This window comes from Actinoalloteichus caeruleus (assembly GCF_049311605.1).
In the GTDB taxonomy this organism is placed as follows: Bacteria; Actinomycetota; Actinomycetes; order Mycobacteriales; family Pseudonocardiaceae; genus Actinoalloteichus_B; species Actinoalloteichus_B caeruleus.
Map to the genome: position 1 here is coordinate 669,740 of NZ_CP186005.1, position 16,394 is coordinate 686,133.

The window sequence follows — 16,394 nt, forward strand, 5'->3', positions numbered from 1 at the left end:
CAGGGCGGCGATTTGTCCGGTTCCCCGATACGGATGGTGTTTGCGCAGGGAGTGGAGAGCGAGCCGGGTCACAATGAGCCACCACTGAACGGTTCGGGTGACGTCGCCGGTGCAACCATGGAGGCATGGCTGGTGTGAAGTCCGGACCGACGCGCATTGTGATCGTCGGCGGTGGATACGTCGGAATGTATACGGCCCTGCGCCTACAGTCAAAGTTGCGCGGGCGGGAGGCCTCTGTCACGGTCATCGACCCGCAGCCCCACATGACCTACCAGCCGTTTCTCCCCGAAGCGGCGGCCGGGTCGATCGAGCCCCGGCATGTGGTGGTCCCGCTCCGGCGCACGCTGCGCCGGTGCCACGTGGTGACCGGGCGGGTCACGCGGATCGAGCACGCCCGCAACGCGGTGACCGTCGAGAACCAGGACGGTGTGGTCGAGGAGATCGAGTACGACCAGCTGGTCGTCTCGCCCGGTTCGGTGGCCAGGACGCTCCCGATCCCCGGGCTCCCGGAACAGGGGATCGCCTTCCGGACGGTCGGTGAGGCCATCTACCTCCGCAACCACGTGCTGTCCCGGCTGGACCAGGCCGCCTCGACGCAGGACCCGGAGGTGCGCAGGAAGCTGCTGACCTTCGTGGTGATCGGCGGCGGCTTCGCGGGGATCGAGGCGCTCGCCGAGCTGGAGGACATGGCGCGCTACGCCGTCCGCTACTACCCCTCGATCAAGCAGTCCGAGGTCCAGTGGGTCCTCGTCGAGGCCGCGAACAGGGTCATGCCCGAGGTCAGCCCGAAGATGGGTGTGTACACGGTTCGCCGGCTGGAGGAGCGCGGGATCCGCTGCTACCTCGAGACCCGGGTGGAGAGCATGGTCGACGGTCGCGTCGTCCTCTCCGACGGCACCGAGTTCGACGCGGACACCATCGTCTGGACGGCGGGGGTGAAGGCCAACCCGATGCTCCGGGACACCGACCTGCCCCTCGACGAGCGGGGCCGGGTGCGCTGCACCGCCGCCCTCCAGGTCGAGGGGACCTCCGACGTGTGGTCGGCGGGGGACTGCTCGGCCGTTCCCGACCTGTCCAAGGCCGAGACGGACCCCAACGCGACGTGCAGCCCGTCCGCCCAGCACGCGGTCCGGCAGGCCCGTCAGCTCGCGGACAACCTGATCGCCTCGCTGCGGGGCAGGCCGACCCGCCAGTACAAGCACGCCCACGTGGGTTCGGTCGCCGGCCTGGGTCTCTACAAGGGTGTCGCCGACGTGTACGGGATCAAGCTGAAGGGCTTCCCCGCGTGGTTCATGCACCGCACGTACCACATGAGCCGGATGCCCACCTTCAACCGCAAGGTCCGCATCGTCATCGACTGGACGCTCGCCCTGCTGCTGCGCCGCGAGGTCATCTCGATGGGGCAGATCCAGGACCCCAAGGCCGAGTTCGCCAGGGCCACCGCCAAGTGAGTTGTGCCACCGAGGCGGAAACAGCGTGGTTCCCGCCCGGGTGCGCCGTTCGGTTGAGCGCGCTGCTCCGTTCGCCCGGACCCCTTCGCCACTTCATGTAGTAGTTTTCCATTCAACTCTCGCTCAGATGGTCCAGTCGAGCGATAATGTTTCCGGCTCAACTTGACAGTGAGTAAGCCGAACCCGAAACTACTGCCCGGTGATCCACTCCAAGGTGTGGTTTCGCGCGTCGGAAAGAGGTGATCCTCCATGTCGCTGAAAGAGCTGGCAGCGCTGCTCCGTTCGGGTCAAGCGGAGGACGGGGCGCTCGCCGAGTACGCGGCGGAGTACGCCAGGGAGCAGAAGATCTTCCGGAAGAAGGACGACTGACGTGATCTCCGCCGGCGGGGACGCGGTAGCGCCTCCGCCCGGTCAGGCCGATCCCGTTCCCCCACCCCCCTCGAGCGCCCTGGGCGAGGTGCTGACGGCTCCGCTGTTGCTCCAGGGCCAGGACTACTTCTTCCGCGCCCCGAGCACCTGCCTCGACTTCCAGGAGCGCATGTACGCGGCCGAGCTCGTCGACGAGGGCTCCGGCGACACCACCGTCGACCCGCAACCCTGCGTCCTCGTGCTCGCCCGCGCCGCCGACATGGAGATGAACGAGCTCTCCCTGGCCCTGGCGGAGCGGGACATCCGGCTCGTCCGCATCGACGCCGACCGCTGCCTCGACCTACCGCTCACCGTCTACCCGGACGCGCCGCTCGTCGAACTCGGCAACCGGCTCCTGCGCCCCCTGCTGGTCTGGCGCCGCCACTTCGACATCGCCGCCGTCCCCGCCGACGGGCGCTCGCTGCGCGGTGCCTACGCCATCGAACAGTGGACCGCCGTGAGCGACTGGCTGTCCGTCCGGCGCGACTGGTGCCACGTCAACAGCCCCCGGCACACCCGCAACCTCGACCGGCTCAGCCAGCTGGACGACGCCGCCTCCTTCGGGCTCCGGGTCCCGCGCACCGCCGTGACCACCCGCCCAGCCCGCAATCGCCCCGGCGGCGGCCGCTGCCTGGTCAAGACCGCCGGTCGCCACCTGCTCGAACCCAGGCCCGGGGCGCTCCACGGGTTGTTCCCGCGTCCGCTCGACCCCAGCCGGTCCCGTGACGTCGTGGAACCGGCTCCTGTCATCGTGCAACAGCACCTCGACGCGGAGGAGGAACTGCGGGTCTTCGTCGTCGGAGGCGAGCTGATCGCCTACCGCGTGCGCAAGTTGGACCCCGCCCAGCTGTGGCAGGACCCGGACGCCGTCACCGTCGAGGCCGTCGAGACCCCCCGGCCGCTCGCCGCGACCCTGCTCGCGCTGGTCCGGCACTGGCGGCTCGACATCGCGGCGTTCGACCTGCTCGTGGTGGAAGGCGAACCGGTGTTCCTGGAGGTCAACGTCAACTGCGACTGGCGGTGGTTCGAGTACCGGGCCGAGGACACCAGGGTGTCGAGGGCCACCCACGAGTGGGTCGCGTCGAGGTTCCAGGAGCTGCGCGGTGCGTCTGAAGGTCGCTGAGCACACGAGCGCGCACCTCGCGGAGGGCCGGGTCGTGCTCGACGACTACCTGCGCCACCGGCAGTTCGAGCTGACCGCCCCCCTCGCTCGGCTCTGCTGGGAGTTCCGGTCCTTCGCCGACACCGACGAGGTGCTCGCCGAACTGGACACCGAGGAACGGGCTGCCGTGTGGCCGGTGCTCACAGCTCTCCTCGACGCGGGGCTCCTGGTCGTCGAGGGCACTCCGGAGCACCGCGCGGAGCAGCGGTTGCTCGCCGCCTGGCGCGACGGAGGACCCTCGGCGCGCCAGTTCCACTACGCGACCCGCACCCTCCGGGACACGCCCTACGCCGACGCCGACGAACAGGACCGCGCACTCGCGGAGAGGGCGGTCACCGACCCCCCGCCGTCCCCGCTCCTCCGCCGGCGGGACGGGAGGGCGGCCGGGGTCCCCCTCCCGCCGGTCAGCGCCCAGTGGACCGGCGATCGGCCCGCCGCCACGCTGGCGGACGCGTCCGGCGCGCGCTGGGGTGAGCGGCCCCTGCGGGACGTGCTGCTGGCACGGCGCACGACCCGGCGGTTCCGCCCCCGGCCGGTCGAGGCCGCGCGGTTGGGCGACCTGCTCGCCGTGCTCGCCGGTCCGGCCCCGGGCCGGCCGGGTCCGGACCAGGACGGCAACCTCTTCAAGTCCTCGCCCTCGGCCGGGGCTCGTCATCCGATCGAGGTGTACCCGCACGTCCGGAGCGTGGCCGGGCTCGAACCGGGGTGGTACCACTACGACGCCGCGGATCACGTGCTCGAACCCCTCGGGCCACCGTGGTCGGCGGGGGAGGTGGCCGAGGCCAGTGGCGGCCAGGAATGGGTGGGGGAGGCGGCGATCCAGCTCTGCCATGTCGCGACGCTCGAGCGGACCTGGTGGAAGTACGACACCGCGCGGGCATATCGGATGGTGCAGATGGACATGGGCCATCTCTCGCAGACCGCCTACCTGGTGGCGACGGCGATGAGCCTGGGCGTCGCGTTCACCGCCGCGCTGCGCGACGAGTCCTTCGAGTCCGTGCTCGGCCTCGACCGGGACCGGGAGATCGTGCTGGGGCTCACCGCCCTGGGCTGGCCGGGCGACGCCGCCGCCGCCGATTTGAGATCATGAGCACAGGTGAGAATGAGAGGTGTTGTCCCACTCCCCGTGGAGCGGCCCGGATGGCAAGATCCGGTGGAGTTCCGTACGACGCGCAGAACCAGACCGGGTGGTTGGTCCGGGCGGGCGACTTCCGTCGAAGTGGCCCCCACGCGAGCCGTCCAGGTTCTAGGCTGCGCGCTGCCCCCGTAGCCCAATAGGCAGAGGCAGGCCCCTTAAAAGGGTCCCAGTGTCGGTTCGAGTCCGACCGGGGGCACAACCCTGATCCAGACCGCGAGTCGGCGACCGACGGCGGCCCCGGTGGTCCGCGTCGCGATGTCGGTCGTGACGTCGGTGGCGGCGTTATCGAGCGTCGGTGTCCGTCCCTCCCCGGCGCGGTTCCTCCTGTCAGTCTTTCGGCAGGAAGTGACCCGTGGTTGATCCCAGTCCGCGAATTTCTCACCCGTAAGGGTGTTATCCGGCGAGGAGTGGCGCGGCGGCGACGGGCTTCTCCCACCCCGGCGTCGGCGTGGGGGACGCGCGCCCGGTCCTCCCACGGGCGTTGCCCGCTCCCGTCCGGCACCTGGCGGGGCCGGGGCGGGCAGCCGCCGAGCCGGCCCCGCGAGCCCGACCGGTCCAGCGTGGCGCCCCCTCCCAGGGGCCGGCGGCCGGCGAGCACGAGCGACCGTCCGAGCGCGCGCTCGGCGGGAGGCGCACTCGCCGTTCCGCCCCGGGCGGCGGGTCGGAGATCGGCAGGCGCCTCGTCGACGCCTCGGCGTGGCCGGGGAGCGGGTTCGCGTCCCGCCTCCGGAATCCCAGGCCCCACGACCGGCGTGCCCCGACCACCACCCGCGGTCGCGGCGCCCTCGGTCCCCTGCGCCACCACGGGACCGGTGCCCGAGCGCGTCCGCGCGACCCGCCCGCCGCCGTTCGCCCCCGGTACGGCCCGACGCCGTCACAGGTCGATGCGGTCACCGTCCGAGGGCACCTCCACCCCGCTCGCCACCACCGCCGCGAACTCCGCCGACGCCGGGTCCACCAGCGGGTTGGTGTTGTTCAGGTGGGTGTACATCCGCCGTGTCCCCGGGTGGCAGCGCAACCGGTCGAGGGTCCCGTCCTCCCCACCCACCGGGAGATGGCCCATGCCGGACTGCCCACCGCCCCCGGGCAGTCCGGTGGCATGCCCCAACTCGTCCCCGGAGTAGAAGGTGCCGTCCAGCACCGCGCAGTCGGCCGCCGCCACCGCCTCGTCCAGCCGGTCCGGCCAACGCGACAGGCACGGCGCGTACAGCAGTTCCCGCCCCGCCGACCGGTCCCGCAGCCGGTAGGCGACCACCGACGGCCCGGCATCCCGCACCCCGGTCCGGTACCGGGGGCGTTTCTCGCTGATCGCCACCGGCGTCGCCGTCAGGCCCTGGCCCAGCTCCGACGCCACGCCCTCGGCCGCCTCGTTCCACCGCCAGTCCCCGTAGGCGGCGAGCACCGGTCGCAGGCCGAGGGCTCCGGCGGACGGCGTGGGTCGGTCCAGCGACGCCAGCACCGCGGCCGGAGCGTGCACCGGCAGCCCCCCGCACTCGCGCAACGAGAACAGCCCGAGCGTGTGGTCCAGTTCGGCGTCCGTCAGCAGGACACCGCGCAGCGGGATCTGCCGCCGCCCCGGCCCCGGCCACAGCTCCGGCGTCGCCACGAGCTGGGTGGGGAGGTCGGGGCTCGCGTTGAGCAGCCACCAGTTCTCGCCGTCCACCGACACCGCCGCGCCGTCCTGGCCACGGCGCATCGCCTCGGTCCCCGCCCTGGAACGGGAGCACCGGCCGCAGGCGCAGTTCCACTGCGGGAAACCGCCGCCAGCCGCCGTGCCCAGCAGGATCAGCCGCACGGGTCCACCACCGCCGGTCCACCGCCCGCACTCGGAACCCGGGGAACCCGGCCGGTCGGGATCCCACGCCACAGCGGTCGCCCGGCCGCCGGGTCGGCCACGCCGGAGTCCTCCGGGGCGTCGGCGAGCAGGGCGGCGGCCACCAGGTGCCGATCCGGGGAGAACCGGCAGACGGGGTCGGTGGCCCGCGCGTCGCCGGTGAGCTGGAAGGCCTGGCAGCGGCAGCCGCCGAAGTCGATCTCCCGTCGGTCGCAACTCCGGCACGGGTCCCGCATCCAGTCGGTGCCCCGGAAGGCGTTGAACACCGCCGACTCGTACCAGATCTCGGCCAGCGGACGGTCCTGGACGAACTCCGCCGGGAGCCCGGTGATCACGTCCGCCGTCGGGCAGGGCAGGACCCGCCCGGCCGGGGACACGGTGAACTGCCTGCTGCCCCAACCGTGCATGCAGGGTTTGGGGTACTCGCCGTAGTAGTCGGAGAGGACGTAGACGACTTCCATGCCGCCCGCCAACCGACGGGTCTCCGCCGCCACGACTCGGCGGGCGTTGGCGAGCTGGCGCCGGGTGGGCATCAGCAGCCGTCGGTTGCGCAGACCCCAGCCGTAGTACTGCGTGTTCGCCAACTCCAGCCGGTCCGCCCCCAGATCCTCGGCGAGCAGGATGATCTCGGCGATCCGGTCCAGGTTGCCCCGGTGCAGCACCACGTTGACCGTGAGCGGGAGGTCCAGCCGGCGGACCACGGCCGCCGCCGCGATCTTGTGGTGGTGCGCCCGCGTGTCGGCCACCCGGTCCCCGGTGGTGGCGTCGGAGTCCTGCAAGCTCAGCTGCACGTGGTCGAGGCCGCGCGCTGCCAGCTCCTCGGCGCGGGCCGGGGTCAGCCCGAGCCCGCTGGTGACCAGGCTGACGTAGCACCCGAGCCCGGAGGCGTGGCCCACCAGCTCCGCGAGGTCCCGGCGAGCCAACGGTTCGCCACCGGAGAGGTGCGTCTGGAGCACGCCGAGCCGTCGCGCCTGGTCGAGCACGGCGATCCACTGGTCGGTGGTCAGCTCGGACTCGCGGCGCACCAGCTCCAGCGGGTTGGAGCAGTAGGGGCAGTGCAGGGGGCACCGGTGGGTCAGCTCGGCCAGCATCCCCCACGGGGCGGCGACCCCGGCTCCGGTCCCGTCGGGGGCGGCGGCCCCATCAGGCGCCGTCATGGTCGATCCTGATCAGCCCCATGCCGCGCAGGGTGTCGAGCAGTTCGAGGATCTGCTCCGGCAGCACGCCGTCGAACTGCCCCTCCAGCGCACGCACGATCTCCCCGACAGGGCTGTGCCCGTCGCACCGCAGCAGCACCGCCTCGCCCGTCTCGTTGGGCAGCAGCACCCCCTCCGGGTAGAGCAGGACGTGGCTGTCCCGGCTCTCGTCCCGCATGAGCTTGACGCCCCGCCCCAGCCGGGGACGGGCCGCCGGGTCGATGCCCGCCGTCACGAGGTCACCGCCGGCCGCCGCGCGGCGTGGTCGATCGCGTCCAGCATCGCGTTCAGCACCTCGCACTTGAAGGCCAACGCGGCCACCGCCGCGTCCTGGGACCCCCGGTCGCGGCAGTGGGTCAACACGAGGTCCAGCGTCGCGGCTCCCTCCGGCCCGGTGACCTCGATCCTGGTCAGGAAGTAGTCGAGCGCCCCGCCGTCCAGCCAGGGGTAGTGCTCCCGCATGGCGAGCACCCGTCGCCGCATCAGGCCGGGGGCGAACATCTCCGTCAGCCCGGAGGCCACCGCCTCCTGCCAGGGACGGCGGCGGGCGAACTCGACGTAGGCGTCCACCGCGAAGCGGACCCCCGGCAACAGCAGGCGCTCCGAGCGCACGGTCTCCTCGTCGAGCCCGGTCGCCTCGGCCAGGCGCAGCCACCGGTCCATGCCGCCCTCCTGGCCCGGCTGGCCGTCGTGGTGGGTCACCCGGCTGATCCACTGCCGTCGGACCTCGCGGTCCGGGCAGTTCGACAGGATCGCGGCGTCCTTCCGCGGCAACATCCGCTGGTAGTACCAGCGGTTCGCCGCCCACAGCTGGAGGTCCTCCTTCCGCAGGGCTCCCTCGTGCAGGGCGCGGTGGAAGGGGTGGTCGTCCCAGTACCGGGCCGAGAGGGATTCCAACCGCGATCGGAACTCCTCCCGGCCCAGCACCTCCGTCGGCGCGCCCGTCATCCGCGGGCCACGTAGCTGGTGACCTCCATCGGCGTGGCGACCGCCCGGAAGTCCGGACGGACCCAGGAACGTCGCGGGGCCGGAGGTCGGCCGGCGGACACCGGTCGGAGGTCGGTCGCGCGGTCGTGTCGTGTCACAACGGTCGGAAGGCGCATGATCCACGCTCCTCGTCTGGAGGTGACTGCCCGCCGGTCGGCGGCTGCTTCATGGTGCGTGACGACGGGTGCCCCCGCTATTCACGGCGGCCGCGCCGTCGGTTCGGTGCGAAAGGTCCGGTTCCTCCTTTCCTCGGCGGCCGTGCGGGGACCTCGTTCGGGCACAGGGGGAAACGGGAGTTCGGGAAGTGACGACTCGCATGGCGGGAAGTCCGGCGCCGTCCTAGCTTCCGATTCGGGTGGCGGGGCACGTCCGGTCCACGTCGAACAGGGCGGGTGAGGACGAGTGGCCGCCACCCGTGAACCTCTGACAAGGAGGCGTGAATGCGGTTTCGACGAGGAACTCTGGGCGGTGTCGCCACCACGCTGCTGATGGTCGTCGCGGCCACCGGAACGGTGTCAGCACAGCAGGACCCGCCGGATTCCGGCGAGCGGCAAGCACAACCGGAGCAGGTGACGACGGGACTGACCGTGCCGTGGGACATCGCCTTCCTCCCGGACGGCTCACCACTGGTCACCGAACGCAACAACGCGCGTGTCATGCGCGTGGTCGACGGTTCCGTGGTCGAGGAACAACGCATCCTCGACGCGGCGACCGACGGCATCCAGGACGGGGTCCAGGGCATCGCCGTCTCACCCGACTACGAGACGGACGGATTCGTCTACGTCTACTACGCCACGGCCCAGGACAGCAGGATCGCGCGGTTCCGGCTCGGGGAGCAGCCGGAGCCGATCCTCACGGGCCTGCCCCGGGCCGTCTACGTCAACGGAGGGGCGCTCGCCTTCGGCCCGGACGGATACCTCTACGCGGGTGTCCCGGCCCGGTACCCGCACGACCCGAACGGCGGGTACGACGAGGCGCAGGACCTGAACTCGCTGCGGGGCAAGATCGTCCGGCTTCGTCCCGACGGGCGGCCCGCGCCGGGGAACCCGTTCGGGACCCACGTCTACTCCTACGGTCACCGCAACGTGCTGGGGCTGGCCTGGGACGACGGGGGCCGGATGTTCGCCGTGGAGACCGGTGACCACGGCGCCGACGAGCTCAACAGGGTTCGGGCCGGCGCGAACTACGGGTGGCCGGTCTGCGAGGGACCCTGCTCCGACGGCCGGTACACCGATCCCGTGGTGCACTGGACTCCCGAGGAGGGCACGCCCGCCGGGCTCGCCCACGTCCGGGGAACCCTCTACGTGACGACGCTGCGGGGCCAACGGTTGTGGGAACTGCCGCTGTCCGACGGCGGTGAGGTCACCGACCGGCGTGCCCTGCACGCCCACGAGTTCGGACGACTGCGGGCGGCGGCCGCCGCCCCGGACGGATCGTTGTGGTTCGGCACGAGCAACACCGACCAGCTCGGTGGCGCCGCGCCAGGCTCCGACCGCATCCTGCGGCTGGGCTGACGGCGCGGACTCCTGGCCCCCTTCCCCGCGGCAGACCACCTGCTGCGGGGAAGGGTGTCCTCAGCCCTGGCGCTGCCCCCAGCCCGGACCTGGCCGAGGGTTCCGCGCCATCCGGGGGCCGGCGCCCGAACGGTCAGGCGGGCAGCGCGACGACGATGCGGTTGTCCTCGTAACCCAGGTCCCCGCCGTGCCACCGCCCACCGCAGGTGACGAGCACCACCCGGTGCGCGCCCTCCTGGCCGAAGAGCGCCTCCGCGTTGGCGGGCAGCTCGTTCTTGTGCAACGTGTGGATCGCGCTCACCCGGTAACGCCACTCCTCCCCCCGCTGGTCGACCACCGTGAACACGTCACCGAGCGTGGTGCCCCAGAGTTCGGCGAACGGGCCCCGCTGACCCCGGAAGTTCACGTGGCCCGCGAAGACGGAGGCCCCGGACGGCGCGCCGAGACCCATGCCCCACCAGGTCGCCTCCTCCAGGTTCTCCGGAACGGGCAGCACCCGGTCCGGTCCGACCTCGCGTCGGACCAGGGCGGCCGTGCCGCCCTCGGGGAGCCGGATGGTCCCCGGTCGCTGGGCGGCGACCGGTCGGTCCCCCGACGGGGGGCGGGGACCTGGCCCGGACTCCCGCGCCGGGGGAGGGACGGCGGGTCCGGTGGACGTGCCCGGGTCGCGGTCCTCGGCCTCCTCCCGCCCGGTCCCGGCCGGCCCCTCGTCCTGCTCCGGTGCCCCCGTCGGGGAGCCGTCGGGCACGCCGAGCGGTTTGGGCTGGTCACCGACGGCGGCCATGCTGTTGCCGAGCACGTCGTCCCCGGCCCGCACGACGGCGTCGACCGGGACGGCGCTGCCGGTGACCTGCACCGTGGGTGGCCAGTACAGGCCCCCGAGGATGCCGAGGCTCAGCACTCCGATCCCGACGACGGCCGAGGTCCGCTGGCGGGCCGACCTCGACCGTTCGGGGTCCGCGACCTCCCACTCACCCACGTCGAGGGCGTAGGTGCGGCGGTCGTTCTCGGCGGGCGGGTCGACGTCGCCGTCGGCCCGCTCCGCCCCTCGCGTCTCATCCACCTGGTTGGCCCTCTCTGCCGACCTCCCGGCCGAGGGGGCGGCGATGTGGTCCGACGACCGGCTAGCGCTGGTCCCCGGAGGTCATCCGACGTCGCCACACCAGTCCGGTCGCTCCGGCCGCGAGCAGCACCAGGAGACCCAGGCTGGTCAGGGTGACCGGGCTGATCCGGTTGACCGTCTCCGAGGAGGCGGTGACCAGGTCGGCCTCACCCGCCGGGATCGTGCTCGGCACGGTCGGCGGGTTGGGCTTGTTGGCGATGGTGAGGGTCAGGGTGTCCCCCGCCTCCACCAGCCCGCAGGCCGTCGGTGGGTTGGCCGGGTCGAACTCCTCCTCGTACCCGGCGGGAACCCCGACTTCGACCACGCAGATCTCCTGCGGGGTTCTGAGGTCCTCCAGCCGCGCGTAGCCCTCCTCGTCCGTGGTCACCACGAGCGGTTCGCCGTCGGGACCCACGAGTTCGGAGTCGTCCTGCCGCAGGGCGGGGCTGCTCTTGTCGGCGGAGGTGATCCGCAGCTGGACGTCGGCCACCGGGAGACCGGTCGAGGCGTCCACCTTGGCGATCTCGACGGCACCGGGGGCGGTGCGGGCGGTCACCGCGGCCTCGGCCGTCACCGTGTCCTCGCCACCGGTGGTGACGATGCGCTGCACGTCGGAACCGTCCTGCGGGACCTTGATCCTCGGCTGGTCGGCCGGGGTCTGCACGCTGACGTGGACCGAGGGGTTCTCACCGGTCGGCACGACGTCGAACAGCAGCGGGCCGCCGTCCTCCGGGGTCCGCAGGTAGCGCACCTGGGGCTCGGGCTCGCCGCTGTCGTCCTCCTCGGCTCCGTCCTCGCCCTCGGGGGTCTCGACGGGAGCGGTGGGCTGGGGGGTCGTGGTGCTCAGGGGCTGGGTCTGCTGGTCGGCGGCACCGTCGGCCGGAACGCCCTCCGCCGCCTCCTCGGTGGCTTCCTCCGCGGCCAGGTCGGCGGCCAGTTCGTCGTTGACGCTCAGGTCCTGCATGAGGATCTGCCGCGCCGGTTCGGCCACCTCGGGGTCGGCCAGTTCCGCGTCGGTCAGGGTGACCTCGACGGGGATGTCGGGCACGCCGTTGCCCGCGGTGTTGAGCAGGTCCACCCGCCAGGAGTCCGGCTGACCGATGACCTGCTCCCCTTCGGGAGCCGTCAACGACACCTCCCAGGGGCCCCGGTTGACCTCGGCGTCGGCCTTCATCGCCTCCACCGCCTCCTGGGTCTCCGGCGGCAGCTCGTCGAAGTGGAACTCGACGTCGTAGGCGATCTCCCGGAACCCGTTGGACGGGTCCAGGTCGGCGGGCGTGCGGGGGGCGGCGGTCCAGCTGTGCAGCAGGTGCGCCAGCGCGGACGCCTCGTGGTCGGACTCCGTCCCGCTGTAGCGGAGCAGCAGGTAGGAGATGTTGGAGGAGATCTCCGGGGACAGCGGGTCGCCCCACTTCGTCAGCAGCTGGTCGCCGTCGACGTACTCCTCCTCGGTGTCCGGCGCGCGGTAGGAGTACTGCACGCACCAGACCTGCTCGCCCTGCCAGACGTAGGAGCCGACCCAGTCGTAGTCGTTGGGTTTCCCCTGGTAGGGCTGCGGCGCGGTCCGGTGCCCCAGTCCCTCCTGCACGGCCGCGGCCGCCGTGCCCGGCAACGCGACCAGCGCCGCGCCGGCCAGCAGGGACGCACTGGCCAGTCCCGCGGCCACTCTTCTGAGCATGAATGCTCCTCGGTGTCCAGAGTTGGTGTCCAAGGGCGCGGTCCGACATCACGGAGCGAGTGCCCCCGACGGAGCGCCGGCCAGGAGCCGTGACCTGCCGCCGGGTCGCGCGTAACGTGTGGCCACGCGTCGAGGTTTCGCTCCCGTGATGCTGGTCTGGTCGCGCGTCATGCCACAAGCCGCCACTCGGAGGATGTGACGACAGGGAGAAGTTAGCTGCCTGTCAGAGATCCTGTCCAGTGCGTCACGATCATGGGCGTCACCGACACCGTTGATCGACTACCCCGGGCAGCGGCGGTCACGCTGCGCCAGATCGGGGTCACGTACAACAACTGAATCACGACCTTGGTCACAACCCGGTGAAGTCCGCGCGGTCGGAGGGAGGATCGGGGCCAGGGGCATCGGAAGAACGCTCGGGTGTCGGTAAAGTCGCCTTTACTCGAGTTGGGGAACCCTACGACACGCGTCACCGTTGACTCGGTAACGGCGTGAGCACGTTCCAGGAGGGCACAGGTGCGCACAAGCAGTAATCCCGCGTTCCGCAACCTGCCGGCAAGCGGCGGTTACGCGAACTTCGACAGCGCCGGCTTCGGCCAGCCGGGCTATGCGGGTCAGCAGACCACGCAGAGCGCCGACGACCGTCCGATCACCGTCGACGACGTGGTGATCAAGACCGGTATCACCCTGGGCGTGCTCGCGGTGGCCGCCGTGTTCTCCGCGATGAGCGGCATCCCCGCGCTGACCTTCGTCGGTCTCATCGGTGGTCTGATCCTCGGCCTCGTCAACGCCTTCAAGCGGGAGCCCAGCAAGGTGCTGGTCCTCGCCTACGCCGGCTTCGAGGGCCTGTTCCTCGGTGGCCTCAGCGCGGTGGTGGCCAACTTCGCTCCGGCTGGTTACGGCATCGTCACCCAGGCGGTCATCGGCACCATCGGTGTGTTCGCCGGCATGCTGGTCGTCTACAAGACCGGTGCGATCCGCGTCACCCCGAAGCTCACCCGCTGGGTGACGGGCGCGCTGATCGGCGTCGGCGTCCTGATGCTGGCCAACCTCGTCGGCAACCTCTTCGGCGCCGACATGGGACTCCGCTCCGGTGGCACGCTGGCGATCATCTTCAGCCTGGTCTGCATCGGCATCGCCGCCTTCGTCTTCCTGCTGGACTTCAAGGCCGCCGACGACCTGATCCAGGCCGGTGCGCCCGCCAAGTACGGCTGGCAGATCGCCTTCGGCCTGACCATGACGCTGGTCTGGCTGTACATCGAGATCCTGCGCCTGCTCACCTACCTCCAGGGCGAGTGACGCGCACCGCGTCCAGCGGACCCGAACACACGGGAGAGGCCCCGGCGACATCGCCGGGGCCTCTCCTCGTTCCTGGGGTTCCCTGACCGGTGGCGGGAACGCGTGCGCCAGCCCCGAGGTGCGGGATCAGGAGAGGCGTTCGACGATCATCGCCATGCCCTGGCCCCCGCCGACGCACATCGTCTCCAGGCCGATCCGCCGGTCGTGGGTGCGCAAGGAGTTCAGCAGGGTGCAGGTGATCCGGGCCCCGGTCATGCCGAACGGGTGCCCGAGGGCGATCGCGCCCCCGTTGACGTTCAGCTTCTCCAGGGGGATGCCGAGTTCCTGGTACGACGGGATCACCTGCGCCGCGAAGGCCTCGTTGATCTCGAAGAGGTCGACGTCGTCGACGGTCATCCCAGCCCGGGCCAGCGCCTGCCGGGACGCCTCGACCGGGCCGAGTCCCATGATCTCGGGGGACAGCGCGGACACCCCGGTGGACACGATCCTGGCGAGCGGGGTGATCCCCAGCTCCGCCGCCCGCCGGTCGCTCATCACCACCAGCGCCGCCGCGCCGTCGTTCAGCGGGCAGCAGTTGCCCGCGGTGACCCTGCCGTTCGGCCGGAACACCGGCTTCAGCTGGGCGACCCCCTCGTAGGTGGTGCCCGCGCGCGGACCGTCGTCCGCCTCGACGACCCGCCCGTCGGGCAGGGTGACCGGGCTGATCTCCCGGGCGAAGAAGCCACTGGCGATGGCGTCCTCGGCGAGGTTCTGCGACCGCACGCCGAACTCGTCCATCTCCTGGCGGCTCACCGCGTTGGCCAGTGCCAGGTTCTCGGCGGTCTGCCCCATCGCCAGGTAGACGTCGGGCAGCTCCCCGTCGAGACGGGGGTCCCGCCACTCCTCGGCACCGTTCTCGGCGGCGACCTGGCCGCGTTCCGCCGCCGCGTCGAACAGCGGGTTCCTGGTGTCGGGCAGGCTGTCCGAGTTGCCCTTCGCGTAGCGGGACACGGTCTCCACCCCGGCGCTGAGGAAGACGTCGCCCTCCCCGGCCCGGATCGCGTGCATCGCCATCCTCGTGGTCTGGAGACTGGAGGCGCAGTACCGGTTGACGGTCGTGCCGGGCAGGTCGTCGCGGCCGAGGAGCACCGAGACCACCCTGGCCATGTTGAACCCCTGCTCCCCGCCGGGGAGCCCGCAACCGAGCATGAGGTCGTCGATGGTGGCGGGATCGAGCTCCGGCACCTGGTCGAGGGCGGCGCGGACCACCTGCGCGGTCAGGTCGTCCGGGCGCAGCCCGACCAACGAGCCCTTGTTCGCTCGCCCGATCGGGGACCGGGCGGCGGCGACTATGACGGCTTCCGGCATCGAAGCCCTCCTTGGCTTGGTTCGGGAAACAGTCTCCTCACCGTGAAGTTACTGGAGAGTAGGTGGTGGCGGAAGGTGGACCCGGCGGAGCTGGCGCCCGCTCTGGCGGAGCCTCACCGTTCCAGCCGGACACCAGCGCGGCACCAGCACCCCGCGACCCCCGGTGCCCGGTCGCTCCGGGCGGACCGCGCCGGGGCGAGTCGCTCCGGTGGTCGAACCGGCTCCGTCACCCCGCGTTCCCGCCTCCTCGGGGTCCACCCGGAGGCCCGGGGCGGCGGCCGTCTGGCGGGAGGCCGCCGGTCCACCCCGCGTCACCGGGCCCGCCGCAGCCGTTGGTTGAGCTTCGCGATGATCCGGTGCGTCGGCCGGCGGGCCTCCGCCAGCCGGGACCTCGTCGGGTGCTGGGGCAGCGGACCGCCCTCCCACACCCCGGCCACGCTGCACAGCGGGGGGAGCAGGATCGAGACGGCCGTCGCGTAGCCGGCCGCGCTCGGGTGGAACCGGTCCGCGCTGAACAGCTCACCGGGCCGGACCAGGAACTCCGGTGAGAGCAGGTCCGCCAGCGGGACCGGGTAGGCGCCCTCCCGCTCCGCCACCCGCCGCTGCGCCCGCCCCAGCGCCAGGCTCCAGCTGCGCGCGATCGACCGGAGGGGCTGCGGAATGGGGCGGATCGCCCCGAGGTCGGGGCAGGTCCCCACCACCACGCCCACCTCGGCCTCCCGGAGCCGCCGGACCCCGGCGCCCAACAGCGCGGCCGAGGTGCGCAGCGGCAGCTTGGTCGTGACGTCGTTCGCACCGATGATCACCAGCGCGACGTCCGGACGCAGGGCCACCGCCCGGTCGACCTGTTCGGCCAGGTCCTCCGTCGTCGAACCGCTCACCGCCAGGGTCGTCAGCCACACCGGACGTTCCGCCTCCTCGGCGAGCCCACCGGCGAGCAGCACGGCGGGCAGCTGGCTGGCGTCATCCACCCCCAGGCCAGCCGCGGAGGAGTCACCCAGGACCGCGAAGGTCAGCGGTGCCGGCGAGTCCGGCAGCTCCTCGGCCCGATGCGGCCCCGTCCCGTCCGGCAGGTAGACGCCGTCGGCCCGGACCGGCTCCCGATCCGGGATGCCGATCACCTTCCTGGCCGCCCGGGACTGTCCTGACAGGAGCCCGTAGGCCGCCCCGGTGAGCCCGGTGACCGCTCCCGCCGCGAACGCGGCCACCCGGATCGCGCGCGAACCCAGCACTGCAGATCCTCCTTCCGCCGGACCGGACCCCTGGACACCACCCGGTCCC

Annotated in this window: 14 protein-coding genes and 1 tRNA gene; 6 read left to right on the forward strand and 9 right to left on the reverse strand. The window is 72.1% G+C overall.

Annotated features, from left to right (window positions below):
- Positions 1–125: 125 nt before the first annotated feature.
- The 4 genes from ACOJVX_RS03005 to ACOJVX_RS03020 all read left to right on the forward strand — a co-directional run bounded on the left by ACOJVX_RS03005 (position 126) and on the right by ACOJVX_RS03020 (position 4,355).
- On the forward strand, positions 126–1,451 hold the full coding sequence (locus tag ACOJVX_RS03005) for an NAD(P)/FAD-dependent oxidoreductase (RefSeq protein ID WP_026417377.1): 1,326 nt from the start codon (positions 126–128) through the stop codon (positions 1,449–1,451).
- Between the two features lie 370 nt (positions 1,452–1,821).
- Positions 1,822–2,982 (forward strand): ATP-grasp domain-containing protein, encoded by a 1,161-nt coding sequence (locus ACOJVX_RS03010; RefSeq protein WP_422647222.1) that lies wholly within the window; start codon positions 1,822–1,824, stop codon positions 2,980–2,982.
- Positions 2,963–4,111 (forward strand): SagB family peptide dehydrogenase, encoded by a 1,149-nt coding sequence (locus tag ACOJVX_RS03015; protein ID WP_422647223.1) that lies wholly within the window; start codon positions 2,963–2,965, stop codon positions 4,109–4,111. The genes ACOJVX_RS03010 and ACOJVX_RS03015 overlap by 20 nt, the downstream gene beginning before the upstream one ends.
- A gap of 170 nt (positions 4,112–4,281) precedes the next feature.
- A tRNA-Leu gene (locus ACOJVX_RS03020) sits at positions 4,282–4,355 on the forward strand.
- A 678-nt stretch (positions 4,356–5,033) separates the two neighbouring features.
- On the opposite strand, the gene pqqB is transcribed toward ACOJVX_RS03020, so the two are convergent.
- From pqqB to pqqA, 5 genes are read right to left on the reverse strand one after another with little or no spacing between them, the layout of a single operon-like run.
- Entirely contained in the window at positions 5,034–5,954 is a 921-nt protein-coding gene (gene pqqB, locus ACOJVX_RS03025; RefSeq protein WP_422647224.1) for a pyrroloquinoline quinone biosynthesis protein PqqB, read from the reverse strand.
- Positions 5,945–7,150, reverse strand: coding sequence for a pyrroloquinoline quinone biosynthesis protein PqqE (gene pqqE / locus ACOJVX_RS03030; protein ID WP_418154006.1), 1,206 nt, complete (start codon positions 7,148–7,150; stop codon positions 5,945–5,947). Before pqqE ends, pqqB begins: the two co-directional genes overlap by 10 nt.
- Positions 7,137–7,424 carry a pyrroloquinoline quinone biosynthesis peptide chaperone PqqD gene (pqqD, locus tag ACOJVX_RS03035; RefSeq protein WP_035273247.1) on the reverse strand — a complete coding sequence of 96 codons (288 nt, stop codon included), beginning with the start codon at positions 7,422–7,424 and terminating at the stop codon, positions 7,137–7,139. Before pqqD ends, pqqE begins: the two co-directional genes overlap by 14 nt.
- Positions 7,421–8,137 carry a pyrroloquinoline-quinone synthase PqqC gene (pqqC, locus tag ACOJVX_RS03040; protein WP_418154008.1) on the reverse strand — a complete coding sequence of 239 codons (717 nt, stop codon included), beginning with the start codon at positions 8,135–8,137 and terminating at the stop codon, positions 7,421–7,423. Before pqqC ends, pqqD begins: the two co-directional genes overlap by 4 nt.
- Positions 8,134–8,292, reverse strand: a complete 159-nt coding sequence (pqqA, locus tag ACOJVX_RS03045; protein WP_372492974.1) for a pyrroloquinoline quinone precursor peptide PqqA — start codon at positions 8,290–8,292, stop codon at positions 8,134–8,136. The genes pqqC and pqqA overlap by 4 nt, the downstream gene beginning before the upstream one ends.
- Before the next feature lie 324 nt (positions 8,293–8,616).
- Between pqqA and ACOJVX_RS03050 the strand changes: the two genes are divergently transcribed.
- Positions 8,617–9,690, forward strand: a complete 1,074-nt coding sequence (locus tag ACOJVX_RS03050; protein WP_026417373.1) for a PQQ-dependent sugar dehydrogenase — start codon at positions 8,617–8,619, stop codon at positions 9,688–9,690.
- 133 nt (positions 9,691–9,823) lie between these two features.
- Here the strand turns inward: ACOJVX_RS03050 and ACOJVX_RS03055 are convergent, their stop codons facing one another.
- Positions 9,824–10,753 (reverse strand): class F sortase, encoded by a 930-nt coding sequence (locus ACOJVX_RS03055; RefSeq protein ID WP_418154010.1) that lies wholly within the window; start codon positions 10,751–10,753, stop codon positions 9,824–9,826.
- 61 nt (positions 10,754–10,814) lie between these two features.
- A complete protein-coding gene (locus tag ACOJVX_RS03060; RefSeq protein ID WP_026417371.1) occupies positions 10,815–12,470 on the reverse strand; it encodes an MSCRAMM family protein in 1,656 nt (551 codons plus the stop codon).
- Positions 12,471–12,983: 513 nt separating this feature from the next.
- On the opposite strand from ACOJVX_RS03060, the gene ACOJVX_RS03065 reads away from it, so the two are divergent.
- A complete protein-coding gene (locus ACOJVX_RS03065; RefSeq protein ID WP_103055751.1) occupies positions 12,984–13,766 on the forward strand; it encodes a Bax inhibitor-1/YccA family protein in 783 nt (260 codons plus the stop codon).
- Between the two features lie 126 nt (positions 13,767–13,892).
- Here ACOJVX_RS03065 and ACOJVX_RS03070 read toward each other — a convergent pair whose 3' ends face one another.
- Positions 13,893–15,113 (reverse strand): acetyl-CoA C-acetyltransferase, encoded by a 1,221-nt coding sequence (locus ACOJVX_RS03070; protein WP_030104214.1) that lies wholly within the window; start codon positions 15,111–15,113, stop codon positions 13,893–13,895.
- A 311-nt stretch (positions 15,114–15,424) separates the two neighbouring features.
- The gene (locus tag ACOJVX_RS03075; RefSeq protein WP_026417368.1) at positions 15,425–16,345 is read right to left on the reverse strand and encodes an SGNH/GDSL hydrolase family protein; all 921 of its coding nucleotides are present in this window, start codon (positions 16,343–16,345) and stop codon (positions 15,425–15,427) included.
- Between the last annotated feature and the right edge of the window lie 49 nt (positions 16,346–16,394).

Bases quoted from the DNA above. Each gene is read 5' to 3' on its own strand.
- ACOJVX_RS03005 (WP_026417377.1), top strand. From the start codon at position 126: ATGGCTGGTGTGAAGTCCGGACCGACGCGCATTGTGATCGTCGGCGGT.
- pqqE (WP_418154006.1), bottom strand. From the start codon at position 7,150: ATGACGGCGCCTGATGGGGCCGCCGCCCCCGACGGGACCGGAGCCGGG.
- pqqC (WP_418154008.1), bottom strand. From the start codon at position 8,137: ATGACGGGCGCGCCGACGGAGGTGCTGGGCCGGGAGGAGTTCCGATCG.
- pqqA (WP_372492974.1), bottom strand. From the start codon at position 8,292: ATGCGCCTTCCGACCGTTGTGACACGACACGACCGCGCGACCGACCTC.
- ACOJVX_RS03050 (WP_026417373.1), top strand. From the start codon at position 8,617: ATGCGGTTTCGACGAGGAACTCTGGGCGGTGTCGCCACCACGCTGCTG.
- ACOJVX_RS03060 (WP_026417371.1), bottom strand. From the start codon at position 12,470: ATGCTCAGAAGAGTGGCCGCGGGACTGGCCAGTGCGTCCCTGCTGGCC.
- ACOJVX_RS03070 (WP_030104214.1), bottom strand. From the start codon at position 15,113: ATGCCGGAAGCCGTCATAGTCGCCGCCGCCCGGTCCCCGATCGGGCGA.